This window comes from Streptomyces sp. NPDC053431 (assembly GCF_044544925.1).
Taxonomy (GTDB): domain Bacteria; phylum Actinomycetota; class Actinomycetes; order Streptomycetales; family Streptomycetaceae; genus Streptomyces.
Genome location: NZ_JBITXX010000002.1, coordinates 613,114 through 631,695 on the forward strand (window position 1 = coordinate 613,114; position 18,582 = coordinate 631,695).

An 18,582-nucleotide genomic window follows, 5' to 3' on the forward strand; every position below is an offset into this window, starting at 1 on the left:
TCCGCGGCGCCCCCGCCCCCCCCCCCCCCCCCCCCCCCCCCCCCCCCCCCCCCCCCCCCGCCCCGCCCCCGGCCCCCCCCGGGGCCCGGGCCTGTAACGCCGGCGGCCTGCAGTTCACGGGCAAGCCTTCAGTGCACAGGCATGCCCTCAGTGCAAGGCATGCCCTCAGTTCACGGGCATGCCGATGCCCGGCAACCACAGTCGGCCGTGGTCGTTGACCGTCAGCTCCCAGGCCACCAGCTCGTCCGGGCAGACCGAGCCCCGGCCGCGCACGTCGGCGACCAGCAGACGGGCCGCCGACCGCGCGGCTGCGGGGTCCTCGTCGGGGAACATCGCCCGCCACCAGCCGCCGTCACGTACCTGCCAGCCGCGCTCCCGCATGGTCTCCTCCAGGCCCGGCTCTTCGGCCGTGGTCCGGTGGTCCACCATCAGCGACAGCTGCCCGCGGTCCTGGCTGTATCCCACCCTCAAATGCCGGGGCCAGTCCCGCGAGCACCCCACGACGAAGGACGCCCAATCGCCCGGCACCTGCACGGGCAGCTGCTCCATCCAGGAGTCCAGGAGCAGTTCGAGCGAGGACTCCAGGTGCTCCCAGGAAGCGGCCGTGTGGTGCCCGTCCCAGCGGAAGGCCGGCCAGCCGCGCTTCTCCCCCCGGTACAGCAGCCAGAGATAGGGAAGGGCGTCGAAGCCGTGCGGCTGCTCCGGCTGCCAGCCGATAGAACCCGACTCCACGGCGGTGTACTCGCGGCCGTGCAGATCGGACGCCGTATGCACCGAGAGCGTGGCGCCCTGCGGGCCACCCGCCAGCAGCACCACGTGCGGCCCGGTGTGCCAGCGCACGCTCGGGCCGGCGGCCGAACCGCCGTACAGGGTGGGCTCGCCGAGCTCGGCCACCACTGCTTCGTACACCGGCCGCAGCGCCTCGCGCCGAGCGGCACGGCCGGACCCCGGCGCGTACGGAGCGACGAGCACGGCAGGCGCGTCCAGGTGGGCGTCGGGGCGGTCGTACAAGGCGCGTGCGCGAGCGGCAGCGCTTGTGGGACCGGGAAGGGAGGGGGACATGCCGATGACCATGACGCCATCGTGCCAGGCGGCCTCGCCGGACGGGTTTGCGCCCTCGCGCGCAAAGGTTCACGGGGAGTTCCCGTACGAGGACGAGGACGCGGTGTCCCCCGAGGAACGCGCCCGACACGGTGGAGACCGATTCGCGGGCACGGCGCACGGCGCCCGGCGACCGGCCCGCACCCACCACTGGTGCGGGCCGGTCACCACCCTGCCCGGGCCGTGCGGAGGGGGAGTCCGCCGGCCCCTGGTGGAGCGGTCCCATCCGCTCCACGTCCGTATGCCCTCGAACATGGCGACCACACACACCACTTCGCCGTGCAAGGCCGAGAGGTGTGACGTGCGATTTCGGGGGAGACGTGCGGCAGCGCCGCCGTGGACGGACCCCCTGAGTCGTAGACGGCGGCCACAGCTGGCTTCCGCGTACTGCCTCCGGCCGTCCCCCTGCACGAGCGCCGCGAGCCGGACCCGAGCACCGCCGCGGCCCGCCCCACGCCGGGTCGCCGTCGGAGGCCGCCGGTGGAGGCCGCCGGTGGAGGGCCCAGGCGGGCTGCCGGACGCAGGCGGCGCCGTCCCTCGATGACACGCACGCGCGTGCGAAGCCACGGCTACGCTCGTCGGCATGCTGAACCGTGTTCCTTTGAACGAGGCGCTGCTCTCCACCGTGGGCACCCCCGAGAGGGCCGAGGTCCTGGACAGCAGTCCACGATCTCGGGTGTGGCGGGTGCGGCTGGCGGACCAGCGGCTGGTGGTCGTCAAACAGGTCACCGACGGCGGAGACACGGGCGCCGACGCGGACGCGCGTTTCGCGCGGGAGGTCGCCGGGCTGCGTCTGGCGGGGCGGGCGACCGGGCCGGCCGTGGCGCCCGCGCTGCTGGCCACGGACGCGTCCTCGCGGGTGATGGTTCTCGAGTACGTGAACGACCTGGGCAGGAGCGACGACTGGATGCCGGGGTACGCCGAGTCGCTGGCCCGGCTGCACGCCCTGACCGGGCCTTCCGATGCGGGCGCGCTGCCGGTCTGGTCGGGGCCCACGGCCGCTGACGCGGAGTCCTTCCTGGCCCTGGCCAGGGCTCTCGACGTGCCCGTACCGCCCAAGGTTCCTCATGAACTCGCCGCTCTCCTGGAGCGGTTGGACCCCACCGACCACCATGCGCTGCTGCACGGCGACCCATGTCCCGGCAATGACCTCCGCACTGCCGACGGCGTCCGATTCGTCGACTTCGAGCGTGCCGCGCTCGGCAACGGCCTGGTCGAACTGGCCTACTTCCGCATCGGCTTCCCCACCTGCTGGTGCGCCATGTCGGTCACCGGGGTCCCGCTCACGGAGGTCGAGCAGGTCTACCGGACCACCTGGCGCGGCCTGACCGGGAGGGACGTGCCTGGCGACCTCGCGGACGCGTGCGCGGGCTGGCTGATCCAGGGCGACGCGCTTGTCGAGCGGGCCCACCGCGGGACGGTCGACCAACTCGCCCGGGTGCCCGCCGAGGACTTCGAGTGGGGCCACGTCTCCGCCCGCGAGCGGCTCGTCCACCGCCTGGGCGTGGTCGCCGACATGACGCGCGACCACGATCACCTCCACGCCCTCGGCCGCCTCAGCTCCGCCCTGGCCGACCGCCTGCTCGAACGCTGGCCGAAACTGCGCCCGCTGCCCACGCAGGACGCCCGCCCATGGGGCTGAAGCGCGGCCGTCCCCCTGCCTACGTCGCCGTCGCGGAGATGTGCTGCACACCGCCGGCCTGATAGCCACCACCATCTGGGAGACGGCGCAGCACGTCACAGGGGGAGCGGCCAGGGGGTGTTACTAAGCGTTGCTCCACCCGGTCGCGCCGGAGTACGAGTCGAGCAGGTCCACTACGAACACCAGCGTGGAGCCCGCCGGGATCAGCGGCGAGGGCGACTGCTTGCCGTAGCCGAGGCGCGGGGGAACGATGATCTCGCGCCGACCGCCGACCTTCATCCCCCGCACCCCCCGGTCAAAGCCCTTGATGGCCTTGCCGCCGCCCACGGCGAACTTGAACGGCTCGCCGCGGTCCCAGGAGGCGTCGAACTCCTTTCCCGACGCGAAGTTCACCCCGACGTAGTGAATCCTGACCACCATGCCCGGCTTCACCTCGGCCCCGTCCCCCACGACCAGGTCCCGGATCGTCAGGTCGGTCGGAGCGTCTCCCTGCGGAACGTCGACCGTCGGCTTCGTCGGTTCACTCATTGCAGCCTCATCACTCTCCGCCGAAGGCCCGCGCACGGACCACCGGGACATTTGGACCAGCCTATGATCACGCATGCCGAGCATGCCGAGCATGCCGAGCATGCCGATCCCGGGAGCACATCGAATCCAGGGGTACGTGGCGCTCACCCGGCACGCCGCAGAACAGCTGGCATCCGACCTCTGGCCTCCCCCTCGCCCGCGGTTCTTCAAGACAGACCGACCCCTGACAAGCGCCCGGATCCGACGAGGCCGCCCCGGCCGCTTTGTTCTACGGTTCCACGCATGGCAGTTCTGATCATCGGCGGCAGCGGTTTCCTCGGGAGCGAGTTGGTCCGGCAGGCGATCGCGGCCGGGCACGAGACGGCAGGGACCTTCGCGACCAGGCCGGGCGACGAATCCGGGGCCACCTGGCACCGCCTCGACCTGCGGGACGCAGGGAGCCTGGACGCCGTGATGGCCGAGGTGAGACCGACCCTCATCGTGAACGCGTCGAGCGGCGACGCCGACTGGGCCGTCACCGCGGAGGGCCCGGTTCGACTCGCGGCGGCGGCAGCCAGGACGGGAACCCGCCTGGTCCACGTCTCCAGCGACGCCGGGTTCTCGATCATTATCTGGGGTTCGCGGAACTTATCCGCAGTTCAGGCCGATGTGGGTGTGTGAGGGACGTGAGTCACGGGGCCCTATGCCTACTGATCCTTTCAAAATGAGTCAGCCGGTCACTCGTCGTCGAGCCGCTGAAGAACCTGCATGAAGTCACCAGCATCGAGCAGGTCGGCGAGCACCTGAGTCATGCTCTCGATGCCGGGGTCCCGGACGATCAGGCCGTCAGAGCACCAGAAGTAGCGACCGCAACTCCTCGCCTGTCTGGGACCACCGCTTCATCAGTCGCTCGACCTCGGCGAGAGTGAACACGGTCGCGCTCCAGCGGGAGCCGTCCGCTGTCAACCGCACCTCGACGTCGACGTTGCAGACGGCATCCAGATCCTCGCCCGCACTGGGCAAGAACGACGCCTCGAAGCGGTCTGTGCGGACGCGGTACCAAGGTTCATCCCAACCCTGGTGGACCTCGTTCCCTGTGTTGGTCATCCGGGGAGTATCTCGATCCGCCGCGGTGTACTCAACGGCTTTCCTGCCTGCACGGTGTGTCAACGGCTCTGGTCCCGGATCATGCGGCGGAGGCTGGTGCGGGCTGCGGCGAGGTCGTCCTCAAGCTCGGTGACTCGTTGCCGGAGCTGCGTGTTCTCCGTGGTCGCCTGCCGTTCCGCCGTGGACAGCCGCAGGTTCTCCTCGGTGAGCTCGTTGACGCGGTCGACCAGGTCGTGGTTGCCGAGCTGTTCGACCTGCTGCCCGAGATGAACGCGGGCCTGTTGCCGCAGCTGACCGTTCTCGGTTCGGAGCCGTTTGATCTCCTGTCGGGCGAGGAGCAGGTCGGTCTGCTCGCTGGAGGTGGAGACCTTCCGTCCGCTCCGCTGGTCCTGATGGTCCTGGGCGGCCTGGCGGGCCCCTGCCTGGTCGATGCGTTCGCGCAGGCCAGGGGCATAGACGAGCCAGCTGGAGACGTCCGCTTCGCGGGCGACCGCGGCGAAGGTGATGCGCCGGTTGTCGCGGAGCATGTCCTGGACGGTCTTGAGGACGCGTCCGCGCTTGTCGGCACTGTCGCGTTGACGTGCGGCTTTCAGGACCTCTGCGGGCGTCCTGGAGGGCTTCTCGGACGTCTCAGCCGGCATCCGGGGTGTCCTTGCGGATCACGGTCAACGGCAGCAGTTTGTGGTCCCGGCTCGCGCGGACCTTCCGCAGGACCGCGCTGGCTTCCTCGATTTCCTCGCGTTCGTCCTGGGGGAGGCTGCTGAGCCGGCTGCGCATGGTGTCGGCGACGGTCGTGGACGCGGTGATCTGGTCGGCCAGGTTGCGGACGACGAAGTCGTCGGCGTCCATGGCCTTGGCGGTTTCGAGGTCGGCCCGCAGGTCGTTGACATGCTGTTCGATCGCGGGCAGATAGGAGGGGTCGGGGCGATAGAAGCCGCAGCCGGCGCACTGGAACCTGATCGCGCAGGCCTTGCCGCCGGCCTTGACGTTGCTGGGCTCGCGGCAGTTACCGAAAGGAACGGCGACCGACTGGGCCTCGTAGTCGGTGGTGCTGGTGACCGGCGCCGGGCGGCCGGAACGGTCGATGGTGTGCCTGCGCATGGTCATGATCGCTTCTCGTTTCCGCTTCAGGGACACCTGGTAATACGACATCGTCGTGACGATCGACCGGTGGTCCATGAGCTCTTTCAGCACGTCAACCGGGACGCCGGCGTCAGCATGACGCTGGGCATAGGCATGCCGGAACGCGTAGGGGAAGATCAGTGTGCGGTCGAACGGCATCCGGCTGCCGTGCTCGTCGAGTTCGTCGCCCAGCAGCACCGGGATCGCCGCGACCCACTCCCGCATGGCGTTGGCCAGGCTGGATCCCATGTGCGCGATTCCGCTGCGGTCAGTGATCGACGGGAACAGGTACTTCCGGCTGCGGGAGGGAACCTCAAGCCGACGTCGACGGGCCTGCCAGGTCCTGATCACCGCGGCGGTCTCGCGGGTGATGGGGAGTTTGCGTCCGAAGCGGCGCTTTTTGACGTTGTCCCAGTGACTGACCGTCAGCACGTGCCTCGCAACCGGCAGATATGCCACAGTCACACGGACTGATGAGCCCATGTGCCTCACACAACAAGTGCCAGATCGCGACAGCAGATAAGCGGGGCCCAGGTCCACTACGACGAGACCTGCTTCCCCGACCCCGTCACCGCGTACGGAGCAGCGAAGGCAGCGGCAGAGACCGGCATCCTCGTCCTCCACCCGGAGGTCGCCGTCGCCCGCACCTCCCTGATCATCGGCCGTGGCCGCTCCGCGCACGAAAAGATCATCCACGAACTGGCCGCCGGCACCCGCGACGGCCCCCTGTTCACCGACGACGTCCGCTGCCCGGTACACGTCGCCGACCTGGCCGCCGCCCTCCTGGAACTCGCGGCGTCCGATGCCTCCGGCATCCACCATCTGGCCGGCCCGGACGCCGTGAGCCGTTACGAACTCGGCGTCCTCGTCGCCCAGCGAGACGGTCTCGACGCCACCCGGCTACCGACAGCCCTGCGAGCCGAAAGCGCGCTGCCCGGCGCCATCGACGTACGCCTCGACAGCACCGCCACCCAGCGAACCCTACGCACCACCTTGCGCGGCGCCCGCCAGTTCTGCGCCGAACCCGAGTAGCCGTAGCCCGATGCCCGGACTGGCGCACGGAGGGACGGGACGGCCAGGCCCACCGCAGGACGGGTGAAGCGACTGAGCCCGAGCCGGCCCCATTGGACAACCGCCCGAGTCAGCCTGGAGCGCGACAGTAAGAATGAACCTGTGTTCAGACGTGAGCGGCCGCAGCCGTCGACCGACGCCCGGCTTGACCCCTATCGCCGCGCTGCCGCTCGTCTCATGGACGGGGACGAGCAGGTAGGCGTACTGGTGATCCGAGTCACCACCTGCTGGAAGAGGGAAGGGCGCTTGTGGCGCAGGCGGTGGGAGGATCCGCGAGAACTTCCCGAGTGGGCGCTTTCCCGTGTCGGCCCCTCCCGGTATTTGCCGGACTTCGACGACGGGATCGTCTCCGCTGCGTCGCTGGACGAGGAGCTCGCAGACTGGGCAGCGGGGATCTTTCGACTAATGGGCCGGCAGTTCGGTCTTGCCTGGCTCGGCGGAGAGGAGGCCGAAGCCGCACATAGGGAGCATGGCTGGACGACCGACTGACCACCACTGCACGCTCAGTGGGAGTACCGGCCTTAGACGTCGTTTCTTATGGCGTGATCCTTCGTTGAACCGTGCATGACGGATCTCGTGGGAACGGCTGGTGCCGGACGAGTTGTGGGTGCTGTTCCGACGGGTGGTGCCGCCGCCTGAGGTGATACGTCCGCAGGGCGGCGGCCGACGCCGAGCGGGTGACCGCGAGGCCCTGGCCGCGATCATCTTCGTGGCGGCCTCGGGCTGCACCTGGCGCCAGCTCCCGCCAGTGTTCGGCCCGGCCTGGCCCACGGTCTACCGCCGGTTCGCCCAGTGGAGCCGGGACCGGGTCTGGGCGAGGCTCTACCGCGTGATCCTCGACGAACTCGGCGTCCGCGGACAGCTGGACTGGTCGCGGTGTGCGATCGACTCGGTCAGCCTGCTGGCTGCAAAGGGGGGCCGCTGACAGGGCCGAATCCGACCGACTGCGGCAAGTTGGGATCGAAGATCCATCGGATCTGTGACCGGAACGGGTTGCCGCTGTCCCTTGGCATCTCCGGCGCCAACATGCACGACAGCCAGGGTCTGGAACCGCTCGTGCGTGGCATCCCACCCATCCGGTCACGCCGCGGACCGCGGCGCCGACGGCCGGCGAAACTGCACGCCGACAAGGGCTACGATTACGACCACCTGCGCCGATGGCTGCGTGAGCGTGGAATTCGCCACCGCATCGCGCGCAAGGGCGTCGAGTCCTCACAGCGACTGGGCCGGCATCGCTGGGTGGTCGAGCGAACCGTGACCTGGCTGGTCGGCTGCCGTCGGCTCCACCGCCGCTACGAACGCAAGGCCGAACACTTTCTTGCCTTCATCGGCATAGCCGCAACCCTCATCGGCCACCGCCGACCCGCCCGCCTGGGGGCACCGACAGAAGTCGCTGACGAGCGGTGATAGAGCTGCTACAGCTAGGGCCATCCCACGTTGGTGGAGATCGTTTCCCACGTTCCTGGCGTACTGCGTGGTGCTTACGGCGTAGCTTCGGGGCAGTCGGCTGGGACCCATGTGGCGGTGGAGGCCACGGATCGAGGGCGGCATGACCGCACACCTACACCCGGCCGGGCCCGAGACCTCAGCACCGGATGGCTTACCGCTGCCGCGTAAGGATGTACCGCTCACCCGAATCCGGCTCGCCGATCCAGGTGAAGACCGTCGGGTGTTCCTCCGTACCGCCGATGTCCCAGCCGAGGGACAGGCTGTCGCAGTCCGCGATCCTGAGCTCGTACGGCCGACCGACACCGTCATTCTCGGTCAGCTGCCATTTCCCGGTGCAGTTGGAGGCACCGGACTGCTCACCCGTGGCCTCGTACTCGTTGACGCCCTTCGCCGTCACCGTGCCGTCCGCCTCGAAGCGGAGGCTTCCGCCGTCGCCGTCCGTCCAGGTGCCGACCATGTCGGCTTCAGTGAGCCGGGGCGGTTCGTAGATCTTGAGGATCCCCGAGCCGTACGCCGCGACCCCGACCGCAACCGTCACCGCGAACAACCCCAGACCGCCCAGCGCCACGCCCCCGAGCACCCTCCAACGGGCCCCGGCCTTTCCGGGATTCCCCGCCGCCCGGGCGCACAGGGTCGCGGGTACCAGCCCGACGATGAGGCTGAGGGCAAGGACGGGATAAACGAGCAGGTCGCCGGGGCCGCCGAAACCGGCCAGGAGCATGCAGGAGCCGATGAGCAGCGCCAGGGCGGCGGCAACTACCGCCACAGTGGCCAAGGTGAGCCGCCAGCTGTCGCGCCGCCCCGTACGGCGGGCCACCGCACGCCCGAGGAGGACGAGGGGAAGCACCGCCATCGCCGAACAGGCGAGCCCTGCGATCACCGAAATGACTGCCAGCAGGACGAGCGCGAATATGGTGCCGAGCAGCCATCCGAGGCCGCCTTCGCCTCCGTGGGACTCGGACTGCAAGCTGTACAGGACGGCGACCAGCGCGGCGATCACGGTCTCAGCCCCGATTGCCACAGCCCCGACGGTGAACACCGCGGCGTTCCCGCCGTCCGGAGGCCGCACGGGCATGAACCCCTGCGGCGGCACACCCGGATTCCCAGGAGCCCCCGGCGGTGTCAGCCCCCATTTCGGCGGCGTGGTCTGCGTCATGCGTCCCCCCTATGTCCAGGCACATCATGCACCTATGCACACCGGCGTGATCAAAGGGGGGGGCAAAGCGCTCGCTTCCCGCGATCGAGCAGCGACCCCGGCAGGAGGTCCGGACGAACCACGAAAGGTGCCCCGCCACCAGCGACTTCCGTCACAGGGCGAGGCACCTTTCGTCGGCGCTTCGCCTGGATGCGCAAGGGCATTCAGAGTGAGGTTCCAACGCACGAGCACGACCAGGAGCAAGCCGAGGGTGTCGGTGACGATAACCGCCTACGCCCTTCACCTTGAGAAGCCGTCGACTCAGCCGCACGTCGACCCTGAACTGGCTCGACACCGGACCACTCACTGGCGGTCAGACCTCGTAGGGCCAGACCGTGACGTTGTCCGGTGCCACGCGGACCTCGACCCACGACCCGTCGACACCGTCCGGCAGAGGCGAGGCGGCACGATCGAACAAGATCACCGAGCCGCCCACGTCCAGAGACGCCCCTCCGTCCTCGTCGAGACTGAGCCGGCCCCGCATGACGATGCGGTCACCGTCTTCCCACAGTTCAGACCTTCCGTCAGTGCTTGGCCGGGCGTTCTCGGTCCAGACGATGTCCTCGTCCACGGTCCACTCGACGTGGTGCTCTCGCCCCACCGCCTGGGGCGTCCCCTGCCAGAGCACCACGGCAGTGCCCACTGCCGAGCGCACTCGGACGAACAGGGGCCGCCCCGACCGGGCCGGCTGCACTGCCTCCACCTTGACCAACACCCGGCCATCATCCTCGATGGGCTTGCCAAGCGCCTTCGCCGGGACAAAAACGCTTGTCAAGGCGATGGGGGCGCGTGTGTGCAGCGGCGCGCCCGATCGGTGCGTGCTGTTCGCCAGCTCCAGTGCCGGGGGCTGGGCTGCTGTGCCATGCTGACTGACGCTCACGTGACGGGCGTTCGCGTGGGGGACGGTGGGGATGGCGTCTCACGGGGGTGTGGCATGCAGCCGTTGACCGCGACCGATCCGCGCCGGGTGGGCGCGTACAGGCTGCTGTACCGCCTGGGGGAGGGCGGCATGGGCCGCGTCTACCTCGGCCGGTCGCCTGGCGGCCGGACCGTCGCTCTGAAGGTGGTCCACGGGACGATCGCCGGCGACCCGGGCTTTCGTCGGCGTTTCGCCCGCGAGGTCAGGGCCGCGCAGTCGCTTCGGGGGGCCGGGACCGTACCGGTCCTGGACGCCGATCCGGAGGCGGAGGTGCCCTGGCTCGCCACGGCGTACGTACCGGGGCCCGCGCTCTCCGACGCCGTCATCGGCCACGGGCCACTGCCCGAGCAGGCTCTGTGGCGGCTGTTCTTCGGACTCGCCGGCGCGCTGGCGGGGGTGCACGGGGCGGGTCTGGTGCACCGGGACGTCAAACCGTCCAACGTACTGCTCTCCCAGTCGGGGCCGCTGCTCATCGACTTCGGCATCGCTCGGTCCGCCGACGAGACGGCGCTGACCGGTACCGGTCTGGTGGTGGGGTCGCCCGGCTACATGTCACCGGAGCAGGCGGAGGGCCGGAGTGTCGGCCCGGCGGCGGACGTGTTCTCCCTGGGGGCGGTGCTGGCCTTCGCGGCGACCGGGCGAGGCCCGTTCGGCGGCGGGTCGGTGGCCGAACTGCTCTACCGGCTCGTGCACCACGAACCGGACCTCGACGGGGTGGGGGGCCGGCTCGGAGAACTGGCCCGGCACTGCCTGGCCAAGCGGCCCGAGGACCGCCCGACGGTCACGGAGCTCGCCGCCGCGAGCGAGGAGCGGGCGGGCACGGGCCCCTGGCTGCCTGCTCCTGTGGTCGCCGCCATCGCGCAGAAGGCGGAGGAACTGCTCAACGCGGAGGCGGAGGAACCGGAGGAGGACGCGGAGCACCTCGTGGAGGAGCGGGCGTCCCGGGCGGAGTCCGGGCCGGACCAGGTGGCCACCACCACGCTTCCCCCGCACACCCCGCCGCCCACAGCGGTCCTTCCCGGCCGGTCACCGGCCGGGAAGGACCGCGCCCGCGCGGTGTCGTCGGCCGCGTCCTTGCGGCGGAAGGTTGCCGTCAAGGCCCTGACCACAGGTCTCGGAAGACCCCTCTACGGGCTGTTCTTCCTGATCCCGGTCGTCGCCCTCCTCATCGGCGGGTTCGACCTGCTGGACCGGGCGGCGCAGTACCCTCCCGAATCGGGACAGCCAAGCGGTGCGCACCAGTGGGCCATGAACGACTGGTGGCGCTTCCCCGTGGCACTCCTGCTGTTCGGCGCGATGATCTGGCTCCATGTCTACCGGAAGCGGCTGATGACCGTGCCGCCGGTGAGGGTCCGGCTCTGGTCGGCCGGGATCGGCCTGTACTGGATCGCGCTGATGGCGGGCACGGCCCTGCACCTGGTGTGGTTCATGACCGTGCAGGAGGACATGCCGTCCGAGGCCGGTGACCACCCTCTGCTATGGGTGGCCGTGCCGGTGCTCATCATCGGGGCGGGCATCTCACCCGTCCTGCTGATCGCGTCGGTGCTGCGGATCGTGAGGGCCTGAGCTGAGCGGTCGGAGAAGGGCGCCGAGCGGGGCATGACCGTCCTGACGGACCTCCGGGTCCAGCGGCGGCACGATGGGGCTGCCGAGGTCGGTGGAGGAGGTCAGGGATGTCAGGGATGTCAGGGATTCCTCCTAGGGTGCTGCACCCTTGTCAGTGAGGGGGAGTCGGGCTGGTTGATGCCCAGGGCGACAGCTCCGCACGGCGATCGCGCCGCCGTCGGAGTCTTGCTCCCGGGGTCAGCCCCGCAGGGTGGCGACGGCCTTCTCGATACGCCGCTGGCGCGTCTCCGGCTTCTTCGCGCTCTCGATGGCGCGCACGTGCTCGCGCTTGTGGCTGTACGCAAGCCTGTCGTAGGCGGCGCGGGCGACCGGGTCCTCGTCCAGGGCCCGGGCGAAGTCCGCAGGCTCGACGACGACGCGCGGCTCGGTGTCGAGCTCCACCTCGACCTCGACCTCGTCGCCGATCTCGACACCCGCGGCCTGCCGGTTGGCATGGCTGAGGCCGAGCAAGTGGCGGCCGCGCAGCAGTGCGACCCGGCTCTTCCACGAATGCCCGTTGACGGTGATCGTCACCGGCGGCCGCGCGCCCCCGCCGAGCGCTGCCACCACCTCGGGTGGAACTTCCAGCCCCCGCATGGGCTCAGGCGGCTCGACGTGGGCCCGAAACTTCATGGTCTTCTCCTCTTTCGTCCTGCCGGTTCACCGCGGGATCCCGCCCGCCCGGCTCCGATCGCCGCTCTCGCTTCCCCCCGGCCCCGGGGCACAGCTCGCCCCCGGATCACGCCGTCCGGTACGGCGGCGGGGCAGCGCCCCGCCGTCCCGAACGGCCGGAGACGAAGATCGCGGCTACTCCGCGTAGGGCTGGTCGGTTCCCTGGGCGCTGTAGCCGAGGCTCCAGATGTAGCCCTCCGGATCGGCGAAGGTGCCGCCGTAGCCACCCCACGGCAGAGCGCCGGCGGGCTTGAGCACCGTGGCGCCGGCCTTCTGGGCCTCCGCCATGATCTCGTCCACCCGCGTCTCGCTGCGGACCACGTAGGTCAGAACCAGGCCGCTGAAGCCGCTGCCTTCCTGGTCCGTGCCCACCTGGTCGGCCAGGCCCTCGCGGCTGTAGAAGCCGACGGGCGAGGCGCCGTCCGAGGCGAAGAACACCGAGATGCCGAAGTCGTTCTGGATCTTCCAGCCGAGCCCCTCGGTGTAGAACTGCTTGGCCCGGTCCATGTCCCGGACGCCGAGAAGGATCGAGCTCACGTGCGCCTTCATGTTCTGCTCCTTGACTTGTAGACAGATGTATACGTGCTGGACATCCGGGGCAGGGCCCGTATGCCGAATCGGCGTGGGTTCGCCGGTCGATCGATGTGACGGGGCCGGGCTTCAGGGCGCCGTGGGGGCGAGCGACGCGGCGGCTTCCCAGACGAAGCCGTCCAGGTCGGTGAAGGCGTCGGTGGTGCTGCCGAGGACGATGCGGTGCGAGCCCGTGCCGTCGGCGGGGACGCCGAGGTCCTTGGCCAGCGCGCGGCGCTTGTACAGCGCCAGCTTGACGGGGCTGGACTCACCCGGGGCGAACTCGACGTACTTGCTGCCGAAGCTCTTGGCCACCGTCAGGCCCCGGTCGGTGTAGAACTGCTTGGTGGCCTTCACGGCCTCGACGCCGATCAGCAGGACGATCTCGTCGATCACGCGGGTGTCCGGGCCGGTGTCCTTCTTCGCCGAGGTCGCGATCTTCCAGATCGTCCCGTCCAGAGCCTGGACGACGCCGCCGTAGCCCCACAGCGACCTCGCGGCGGGCTTCAGGACCGTGGCGCCGGCGTCCACGGCGGCGCCGACGAAGCCGTCGACGGTGGCCGGGCCGGACACGGTGAGCGCCAGGGTGAAGCCGCGGAATCCGGTGGAGAGCGCCTCGGACTGCCGCAGGCGCAGGTACGCGTCGACGCCGAAGGCGCTGTAGAAGCGGCGGGCGGCCTCGAGGTCGGCCACCTCAAGGGTGACGGACGCGAGGGACGTGACGGCTGCGGTGGAAGTGGTGGTTGCCATGACCATCACGCTAGGGGCTGCGGGGCGACCGGGGCTTCTCGAATCCTGACCGGTCTCGAGACGCGCTTCGCCACACATGAGTGATCGCCTTCGCTCCGGGCGTGCCGGTGCCGCGTGGTGAGCCGGATGCGCGATCCGACCAACCGACCGAGGGATCGGAGACGGAGGTCGGGTCCGCATCCCAGGTGGACGGGGTCTGGTCGGGCCGAATCACTGCCAGGGGACGACCTCCACGGAGTCCGGCCTGGGAAACGGCATCATGTCCCAACCCAGCGGCCAGCCTTCTCCACGCAGCTCGGACGCCTCGACCACCAGCCGCCGGGGAACCCGCCAGGTCCACCAATTGGCGCCGACCTCAGAACGCCCGGGCCAGGGCACCGTGGCCCGGCGGTATCGCTCGTCGAAGGCGTCGAGCTCCGGTCGTCTGATCTCCTGGACACGGGCAGGGAGCATCGGCCAGATCTTCGCCAGCGAGCTTCGGCACCAGAGGTCGTTGTGGAGCTCGGGCGCGCACCAGCAGTAGCCTTCCTCGACTTCGTCGGCCATGCCTCTCCAGTGCGCCAACAGCCCGTCAAGGGAGACAGGTTGTCCACCCGCCCACGTGGGCGCGACCGCGGTGAAGGCGGCGCGCACGGCGTCGTATTCGTCTGCGCTCAGCGAGAGTCCGTCCTCGCGCTCGTTCGCTCGATCCATGCAGCGACTATCACCTGCGGGCAGCACTGTCTGCCATCAGGTTTCTCCCTTGACGCCGGACATTTCGTGGCCTCGTGGCGACGGGCGTCGGGCGACGGGCGACGGAGACCTGCGGCGGGCGCTCCGGGAAAGGCCCGAGCCCGGCCGGTCATGTCGACTGTCGGCTGTTGACGCAGGGTCAGTCGGCTGGAGAACGGGCCGGTGCGGTCCGGAGGTGAGCGACGTGGGCGCGGTGACGGGCCCGCTGGATCCGCCGCTCCTCGGCCTCGGCGAGCACGGCGATCCCGGCCTCCTGCCCGGCGTCGAACGGCGCCGGGGAGAAGCGGCCGCCGGAAGCACGGACATGCCGTTCCCAGTCGTCCTGCCAGAACTCCACCGTCCAGCCCGGCCACAGCGTCGGCACCTCGTACGCCCGCGGGCAGGAGGAGAGGGACCACCAGCCCAGGCGGCGGCGCTCCGGATCCAGGTGAATGCCGGAGTTCACGTGCAGGTGGCACGCTCCGTGCTCAGGGGCGTCCGCCAGGCGCTCGAGCAGGGGGGTGCCCTCGCGAACGGGGTGGTCGAAGGCGTCCGAAGCGACGTGGCAGCGGTCGGTGCCGACCGTGACCACCACATCGCCCGGGTCGGGTCGGGCCAGATCCTCGTCCTCCGGAGCGAGGAACGGGGCCACGAAGAGGGCAGCCGCGGGGCAGCGGACGTACTCCGGATCCAGGCCCACGTAGCCGCGCAGTTCGGCCGGGCCGTCGTACAGCCAGCGGACCTTCCAACCCTGCCACGTCGCCCGGATCAGCTCGAAGGTGGCCGCGCGGTGCCGGAGTTCGGTGCTCGGACCCTCCCATGCGAAGAACAGGAGAACCTTCTGCCCGAGGTCGAGCAGCACCCCGCCCTGGGCCATGGCGTCGTCCAGCCACCACCCGTCCTGGCGGAGTTCGGGGAGCATGGCGAGAACGGCCTCCGGTCCGCCCAGCAGGTCGAGGTCGAGCCCGACCGCCCAGCCCGTCCGGTACAGCTCGTGCGTTCCGCTCTCGCGGACCACGATGACGTTGGCTCTATCTCCCATGGGGACAGGATGGCCAGTACCACGGCTGCTGACCACCGGGTTCTCGGTGACTCAGGGATGTGGCGTTGGGAACTCGTTGATCAGTGGCCGGAGCGGTAGGGACCGTAGCTGCGCGCCGGTCAGGCAGCCGTCGACGACCCCGGCGCCTCCGGCGACCCCGGCGCCTCCGGCCTCCGCAGGCCCTGCCGTCCCGGCACCTGCCGTCCCGGCACCTACCGCCCGGCTCCGGCCGGCGGGCACCTGGTCGGCGTGGCGCGCCGCTCTCCAGCGCGCCGGAGAGGATCGGGCGGTGAGCGTCACCCACCTGCCGGGCGCTTGGGGGCGGGCGGCAGCGCAGAAGCGGCCCATGATGGAAGAGAGCCCAGCCCGGCAGCCGAGGAGAGGGTCGTCATGACGGAGCCGATCAAGCCGCACCCGCTGTTCGCCCGCTTCTACAGCAGGCTCGCCGGCCCCGCCTTGGACAGGGCAGGGATCGCCGAACACCGGAGGCGGTTGTTGGGCGGCCTGGCCGGCGAGGTCCTCGAAGTCGGCTCGGGCAACGGGCTGAACTTCCCTCACTATCCGCCCGGCGTGACCCGTCTGGTCGCCGTCGAGCCGGAACCGACCCTGCGCGCCCGGGCCGTACAGCAGGCGCGCAGGGTCACTGTCCCGGTGGAGGTGGAGGCCGCCCGAGGCGAAGAGCTCCCCTTCCCTGACGCCTCCTTCGACGCGGCCGTGGTCTGCCTCGTGCTCTGCTCGGTGGCCGACCAGCAGGCGACCCTCGCCGAGCTGCGCCGCGTGCTCAGGCCGGGCGGGCACCTCCGCTTCCTCGAACACGTGCAGGCCGCCTCGCCTGCCATGCGCACCGTACAGCGCGTGCTCGACGCCACCCTCTGGCCGCGGCTGATGGGCGGCTGCCACACCGGCCGTGACACCGAGTCCGCGATCGCCGCCGCGGGCTTCACCATCACGGCGGTCGACCGCTTCGCGTTCCCGCCCACCCGCGTTCCCATGCCGGCCACCGCCCACATCCTCGGCACCGCGGTACGCACCGAGTAGGGCAACCTGCGCCACGCAGGCCGGTTCGCGAGCAGGAGGAGCCGCCGCACCCGTCTCGGCCTCCCGTGTTGCGGCCGGTCGGCGAAGCCGCAGTGCCCATGGCGGAGGGTGGGCAGCAACGCCTGCCCTGCCGGCGTCACGGCCTTCCCTCCCCGCGACGCCGGCTCGGCCGCCTCGGGTGGGCCGCCTCGGGTCGGCAAAATGGGTTGAGCCTTGTCCGCGGCACCGACAGGATCGGGTACACCGATGAATTCTGCCCGGCGCCGCGGTCTGTCAGTGTGACCTGCCACGTGCGGAGGCCACTCATATGACGGAAGGCACCATGCTCGCACCAAACCCAGCACCCCAACTCCCGCCCGCGCGCGTCACTGCGCTCCTGCGGATTCTCGTGCTGTCCACGTTCGTCGTCCTCCTCAACGAGACGATCATGGTCAACGCGATCCCGCGACTCATGCGCGAGTTCGACGTCACGGCGGCGGCCGGAGGCTGGCTGTCCACTTCCTTCATGCTCACGATGGCGGTCGTCATCCCGGTGACGGGGTGGTTCCTCCAGCGCGTGACGACTCGGACCGCCTTCAGCCTGGCCATGGCACTGTTCCTCGCCGGTACGGCTCTGGCCGCGGCCGCGCCCGCCTTCCCCGTGCTGCTGGCGGCCCGCGTCATCCAGGCCGGCGGTACCGCCGTCATGATGCCGTTGCTCATGACGACGCTGATGACCCTCGTGCCCCCGCACGACCGCGGCCGGGTCATGGGCAACATCACTCTCGTCATCTCCGTCGCGCCCGCCCTCGGCCCCGCGGTCTCCGGTGTGCTGCTGCAGCTGGGGACATGGCGCCTGCTGTTCCTGGCCGTGCTGCCCATCGCCGCAGCCATGGCCATATTCGGTCGGCGGAAGCTGGTCAACATCGGCGAGCCGCAGGCCGGCCCGATCGACTGGTTGTCCGTCCCCCTGGCGGCAGCGGGCTTCGGGGCACTGGTCTACGGCCTCAGCGAGCTCGGCGCCGGGGACGCGGCCCAGGCCACCGTTCCTCCGGCCGCCACGACCCTGATCGGCGCCGTACTGGTAGGCCTGTTCGCGTGGCGACAGCTGCAACTGCAGCGCTCGTCCACGCCCCTGCTGGACCTGCGGACCCTGACCTTCCGTCACTTCTCCGTGGCGCTCGCCCTGATGTGCCTGTCCTTCATGGCTCTCATGGGCGCGTTCATCCTGCTGCCGATGTACCTGCAGGAGGTGTGCGGACTGACCTCGCTGCAGACCGGGCTGCTCCTCATCCCGGGCGGCCTGACCATGGGCCTGCTCGGACCCCAGGTAGGCAAGCTCTACGACAAGCTCGGCGCGCCTCGCCTGGTCGTACCCGGAGCCGTGCTCACAGCGCTGTGCCTGGCGCTGTTCGCCCTCACGGGCGAGCAGACGTCGCCGTGGCTGGTGCTCGTCCTCCACGTGGCCCTGAGCGTCGGCATGGCGTTCGTCTTCACCCCCATCTTCACCTCCGGTCTGTCCGTACTGCCGCCGCACCTGTATCCCCACGGCTCCGCCATCCTGGGCTCGCTCCAACAGGTAGCGGCCGCCGCGGGCACCGCCCTGGTTCTCAGCGTCATGTCGGGACATGCCAGCACGGCGGCAGCCGAGGGCGCCGACGCCACCGGGGCCCTCGCCACGGGCATCCGGTGGGGATTCGGCGTCGGTGCGGTGCTCGGCGGACTGACCGTGCTGATCGCCCTGCTGGTCCGCACCCCGCCCGCTCCGCAACAGCCCGCCGCGCCGGAGACCCAGGACGGAGACGGCACCACGCCGACCCCGACGCCCGCCGCCGGCGGCTCGCCGACCCCCGAGACGCCCTGAACGTCGGGCCGCCGGCGCGGTGGGGTCGGCGTGGTGCGGGAGGCTGATGCCTCCCCGTCACTCGCCCCACACCGACCACGTCAGCAGCGGGGAGCCGGACTTGCTCACGCCGAAGAGCCGTCCGGGCGATCGAGTCGGGGGGCCCCCCCCCGGCCGCCCCGCGCCCGCCCGCGGGCGGGGCCCCCCCCGCACCGCCGGGGGGGGCGGCCGCGGGGGGGGGGGGGGCGGGGGGGGGGTG

17 protein-coding genes and 3 pseudogenes are annotated in these 18,582 nt (G+C 70.6%); 8 read left to right on the forward strand and 12 right to left on the reverse strand.

The window, feature by feature from the left end; translation table 11 throughout:
- Nucleotides 1-165: 165 nt before the first annotated feature.
- Nucleotides 166-1,011, reverse strand: coding sequence for a hypothetical protein (locus tag ACIGXE_RS08810; protein WP_399744940.1), 846 nt, complete (start codon nt 1,009-1,011; stop codon nt 166-168).
- Between the two features lie 673 nt (nt 1,012-1,684).
- On the opposite strand from ACIGXE_RS08810, the gene ACIGXE_RS08815 reads away from it, so the two are divergent.
- Complete coding sequence (locus ACIGXE_RS08815; protein ID WP_399744942.1) at nt 1,685-2,743, forward strand: phosphotransferase; 1,059 nt, start codon at nt 1,685-1,687, stop codon at nt 2,741-2,743.
- 123 nt (nt 2,744-2,866) lie between these two features.
- On the opposite strand, the gene ACIGXE_RS08820 is transcribed toward ACIGXE_RS08815, so the two are convergent.
- Entirely contained in the window at nt 2,867-3,271 is a 405-nt protein-coding gene (locus ACIGXE_RS08820; RefSeq protein ID WP_399744944.1) for an FKBP-type peptidyl-prolyl cis-trans isomerase, read from the reverse strand.
- Nucleotides 3,272-3,553: 282 nt separating this feature from the next.
- Here ACIGXE_RS08820 and ACIGXE_RS08825 point away from each other — a divergent pair.
- Nucleotides 3,554-3,874: pseudogene (locus ACIGXE_RS08825) on the forward strand (NAD-dependent epimerase/dehydratase family protein); the annotation flags it as partial.
- A gap of 113 nt (nt 3,875-3,987) precedes the next feature.
- Here ACIGXE_RS08825 and ACIGXE_RS08830 read toward each other — a convergent pair.
- The 3 genes and pseudogenes from ACIGXE_RS08830 to ACIGXE_RS08840 all read right to left on the reverse strand — a co-directional run bounded on the left by ACIGXE_RS08830 (nt 3,988) and on the right by ACIGXE_RS08840 (nt 5,911).
- Nucleotides 3,988-4,357, reverse strand: a pseudogene (locus ACIGXE_RS08830) (hypothetical protein).
- Nucleotides 4,358-4,416: 59 nt separating this feature from the next.
- On the reverse strand, nt 4,417-4,998 hold the full coding sequence (locus tag ACIGXE_RS08835; protein WP_399744946.1) for a DUF6262 family protein: 582 nt from the start codon (nt 4,996-4,998) through the stop codon (nt 4,417-4,419).
- On the reverse strand, nt 4,988-5,911 hold the full coding sequence (locus ACIGXE_RS08840; protein ID WP_399744948.1) for a tyrosine-type recombinase/integrase: 924 nt from the start codon (nt 5,909-5,911) through the stop codon (nt 4,988-4,990). The genes ACIGXE_RS08835 and ACIGXE_RS08840 overlap by 11 nt, the downstream gene beginning before the upstream one ends.
- A 90-nt stretch (nt 5,912-6,001) precedes the next feature.
- Between ACIGXE_RS08840 and ACIGXE_RS08845 the strand changes: the two are divergent.
- From ACIGXE_RS08845 to ACIGXE_RS08855, 3 genes and pseudogenes are all read left to right on the forward strand, one after another.
- Nucleotides 6,002-6,511: pseudogene (locus ACIGXE_RS08845) on the forward strand (sugar nucleotide-binding protein); the annotation flags it as partial.
- A gap of 216 nt (nt 6,512-6,727) precedes the next feature.
- Nucleotides 6,728-7,039, forward strand: a complete 312-nt coding sequence (locus ACIGXE_RS08850) for a hypothetical protein (protein WP_399744950.1) — start codon at nt 6,728-6,730, stop codon at nt 7,037-7,039.
- An 82-nt stretch (nt 7,040-7,121) separates the two neighbouring features.
- Nucleotides 7,122-7,957, forward strand: a protein-coding gene (locus ACIGXE_RS08855) for an IS5 family transposase (protein WP_399745184.1) whose coding sequence is annotated in 2 segments (ribosomal slippage) — nt 7,122-7,473 and nt 7,473-7,957 — 837 coding nt in all. Because the reading frame shifts where the segments join, the coding sequence is not laid out codon by codon here.
- A 193-nt stretch (nt 7,958-8,150) separates the two neighbouring features.
- Here ACIGXE_RS08855 and ACIGXE_RS08860 read toward each other — a convergent pair.
- Both ACIGXE_RS08860 and ACIGXE_RS08865 read right to left on the reverse strand, forming a co-directional pair.
- On the reverse strand, nt 8,151-9,020 hold the full coding sequence (locus tag ACIGXE_RS08860; protein WP_399744952.1) for a hypothetical protein: 870 nt from the start codon (nt 9,018-9,020) through the stop codon (nt 8,151-8,153).
- A gap of 487 nt (nt 9,021-9,507) precedes the next feature.
- Nucleotides 9,508-10,074 (reverse strand): hypothetical protein, encoded by a 567-nt coding sequence (locus ACIGXE_RS08865; protein WP_399744954.1) that lies wholly within the window; start codon nt 10,072-10,074, stop codon nt 9,508-9,510.
- A gap of 54 nt (nt 10,075-10,128) precedes the next feature.
- Between ACIGXE_RS08865 and ACIGXE_RS08870 the strand changes: the two genes are divergently transcribed.
- On the forward strand, nt 10,129-11,679 hold the full coding sequence (locus ACIGXE_RS08870; protein WP_399744955.1) for a serine/threonine-protein kinase: 1,551 nt from the start codon (nt 10,129-10,131) through the stop codon (nt 11,677-11,679).
- Nucleotides 11,680-11,916: 237 nt separating this feature from the next.
- Here ACIGXE_RS08870 and ACIGXE_RS08875 read toward each other — a convergent pair whose 3' ends face one another.
- From ACIGXE_RS08875 to ACIGXE_RS08895, 5 genes are all read right to left on the reverse strand, one after another.
- The gene (locus tag ACIGXE_RS08875; protein ID WP_399744958.1) at nt 11,917-12,351 is read right to left on the reverse strand and encodes a YdeI/OmpD-associated family protein; all 435 of its coding nucleotides are present in this window, start codon (nt 12,349-12,351) and stop codon (nt 11,917-11,919) included.
- Nucleotides 12,352-12,525: 174 nt separating this feature from the next.
- On the reverse strand, nt 12,526-12,939 hold the full coding sequence (locus tag ACIGXE_RS08880; protein WP_399744960.1) for a VOC family protein: 414 nt from the start codon (nt 12,937-12,939) through the stop codon (nt 12,526-12,528).
- A gap of 111 nt (nt 12,940-13,050) precedes the next feature.
- Nucleotides 13,051-13,716, reverse strand: coding sequence for a glyoxalase (locus tag ACIGXE_RS08885; protein ID WP_399744962.1), 666 nt, complete (start codon nt 13,714-13,716; stop codon nt 13,051-13,053).
- A 204-nt stretch (nt 13,717-13,920) separates the two neighbouring features.
- Complete coding sequence (locus ACIGXE_RS08890; protein ID WP_399744964.1) at nt 13,921-14,403, reverse strand: hypothetical protein; 483 nt, start codon at nt 14,401-14,403, stop codon at nt 13,921-13,923.
- 178 nt (nt 14,404-14,581) lie between these two features.
- Nucleotides 14,582-15,463, reverse strand: a complete 882-nt coding sequence (locus tag ACIGXE_RS08895; RefSeq protein WP_399744966.1) for a hypothetical protein — start codon at nt 15,461-15,463, stop codon at nt 14,582-14,584.
- Between the two features lie 390 nt (nt 15,464-15,853).
- Between ACIGXE_RS08895 and ACIGXE_RS08900 the strand changes: the two genes are divergently transcribed.
- Together ACIGXE_RS08900 and ACIGXE_RS08905 are read left to right on the forward strand one after the other, a co-directional pair.
- On the forward strand, nt 15,854-16,501 hold the full coding sequence (locus ACIGXE_RS08900) for a class I SAM-dependent methyltransferase (protein ID WP_399744968.1): 648 nt from the start codon (nt 15,854-15,856) through the stop codon (nt 16,499-16,501).
- 322 nt (nt 16,502-16,823) lie between these two features.
- On the forward strand, nt 16,824-18,344 hold the full coding sequence (locus ACIGXE_RS08905) for a DHA2 family efflux MFS transporter permease subunit (protein WP_399744970.1): 1,521 nt from the start codon (nt 16,824-16,826) through the stop codon (nt 18,342-18,344).
- Nucleotides 18,345-18,582 lie beyond the last annotated feature (238 nt).

What these genes read in the sequence shown, in the direction of transcription:
- ACIGXE_RS08900 (WP_399744968.1), top strand. Translation starts at nt 15,854, where the DNA reads ATGACGGAGCCGATCAAGCCGCACCCGCTGTTCGCCCGCTTCTACAGC.
- ACIGXE_RS08815 (WP_399744942.1), top strand. Translation starts at nt 1,685, where the DNA reads ATGCTGAACCGTGTTCCTTTGAACGAGGCGCTGCTCTCCACCGTGGGC.
- ACIGXE_RS08820 (WP_399744944.1), bottom strand. Translation starts at nt 3,271, where the DNA reads ATGAGTGAACCGACGAAGCCGACGGTCGACGTTCCGCAGGGAGACGCT.
- ACIGXE_RS08880 (WP_399744960.1), bottom strand. Translation starts at nt 12,939, where the DNA reads ATGAAGGCGCACGTGAGCTCGATCCTTCTCGGCGTCCGGGACATGGAC.
- ACIGXE_RS08835 (WP_399744946.1), bottom strand. Translation starts at nt 4,998, where the DNA reads ATGCCGGCTGAGACGTCCGAGAAGCCCTCCAGGACGCCCGCAGAGGTC.
- ACIGXE_RS08895 (WP_399744966.1), bottom strand. Translation starts at nt 15,463, where the DNA reads ATGGGAGATAGAGCCAACGTCATCGTGGTCCGCGAGAGCGGAACGCAC.
- ACIGXE_RS08905 (WP_399744970.1), top strand. Translation starts at nt 16,824, where the DNA reads ATGCTCGCACCAAACCCAGCACCCCAACTCCCGCCCGCGCGCGTCACT.
- ACIGXE_RS08875 (WP_399744958.1), bottom strand. Translation starts at nt 12,351, where the DNA reads ATGAAGTTTCGGGCCCACGTCGAGCCGCCTGAGCCCATGCGGGGGCTG.
- ACIGXE_RS08885 (WP_399744962.1), bottom strand. Translation starts at nt 13,716, where the DNA reads ATGGTCATGGCAACCACCACTTCCACCGCAGCCGTCACGTCCCTCGCG.
- ACIGXE_RS08850 (WP_399744950.1), top strand. Translation starts at nt 6,728, where the DNA reads ATGGACGGGGACGAGCAGGTAGGCGTACTGGTGATCCGAGTCACCACC.
- ACIGXE_RS08890 (WP_399744964.1), bottom strand. Translation starts at nt 14,403, where the DNA reads ATGGATCGAGCGAACGAGCGCGAGGACGGACTCTCGCTGAGCGCAGAC.
- ACIGXE_RS08870 (WP_399744955.1), top strand. Translation starts at nt 10,129, where the DNA reads ATGCAGCCGTTGACCGCGACCGATCCGCGCCGGGTGGGCGCGTACAGG.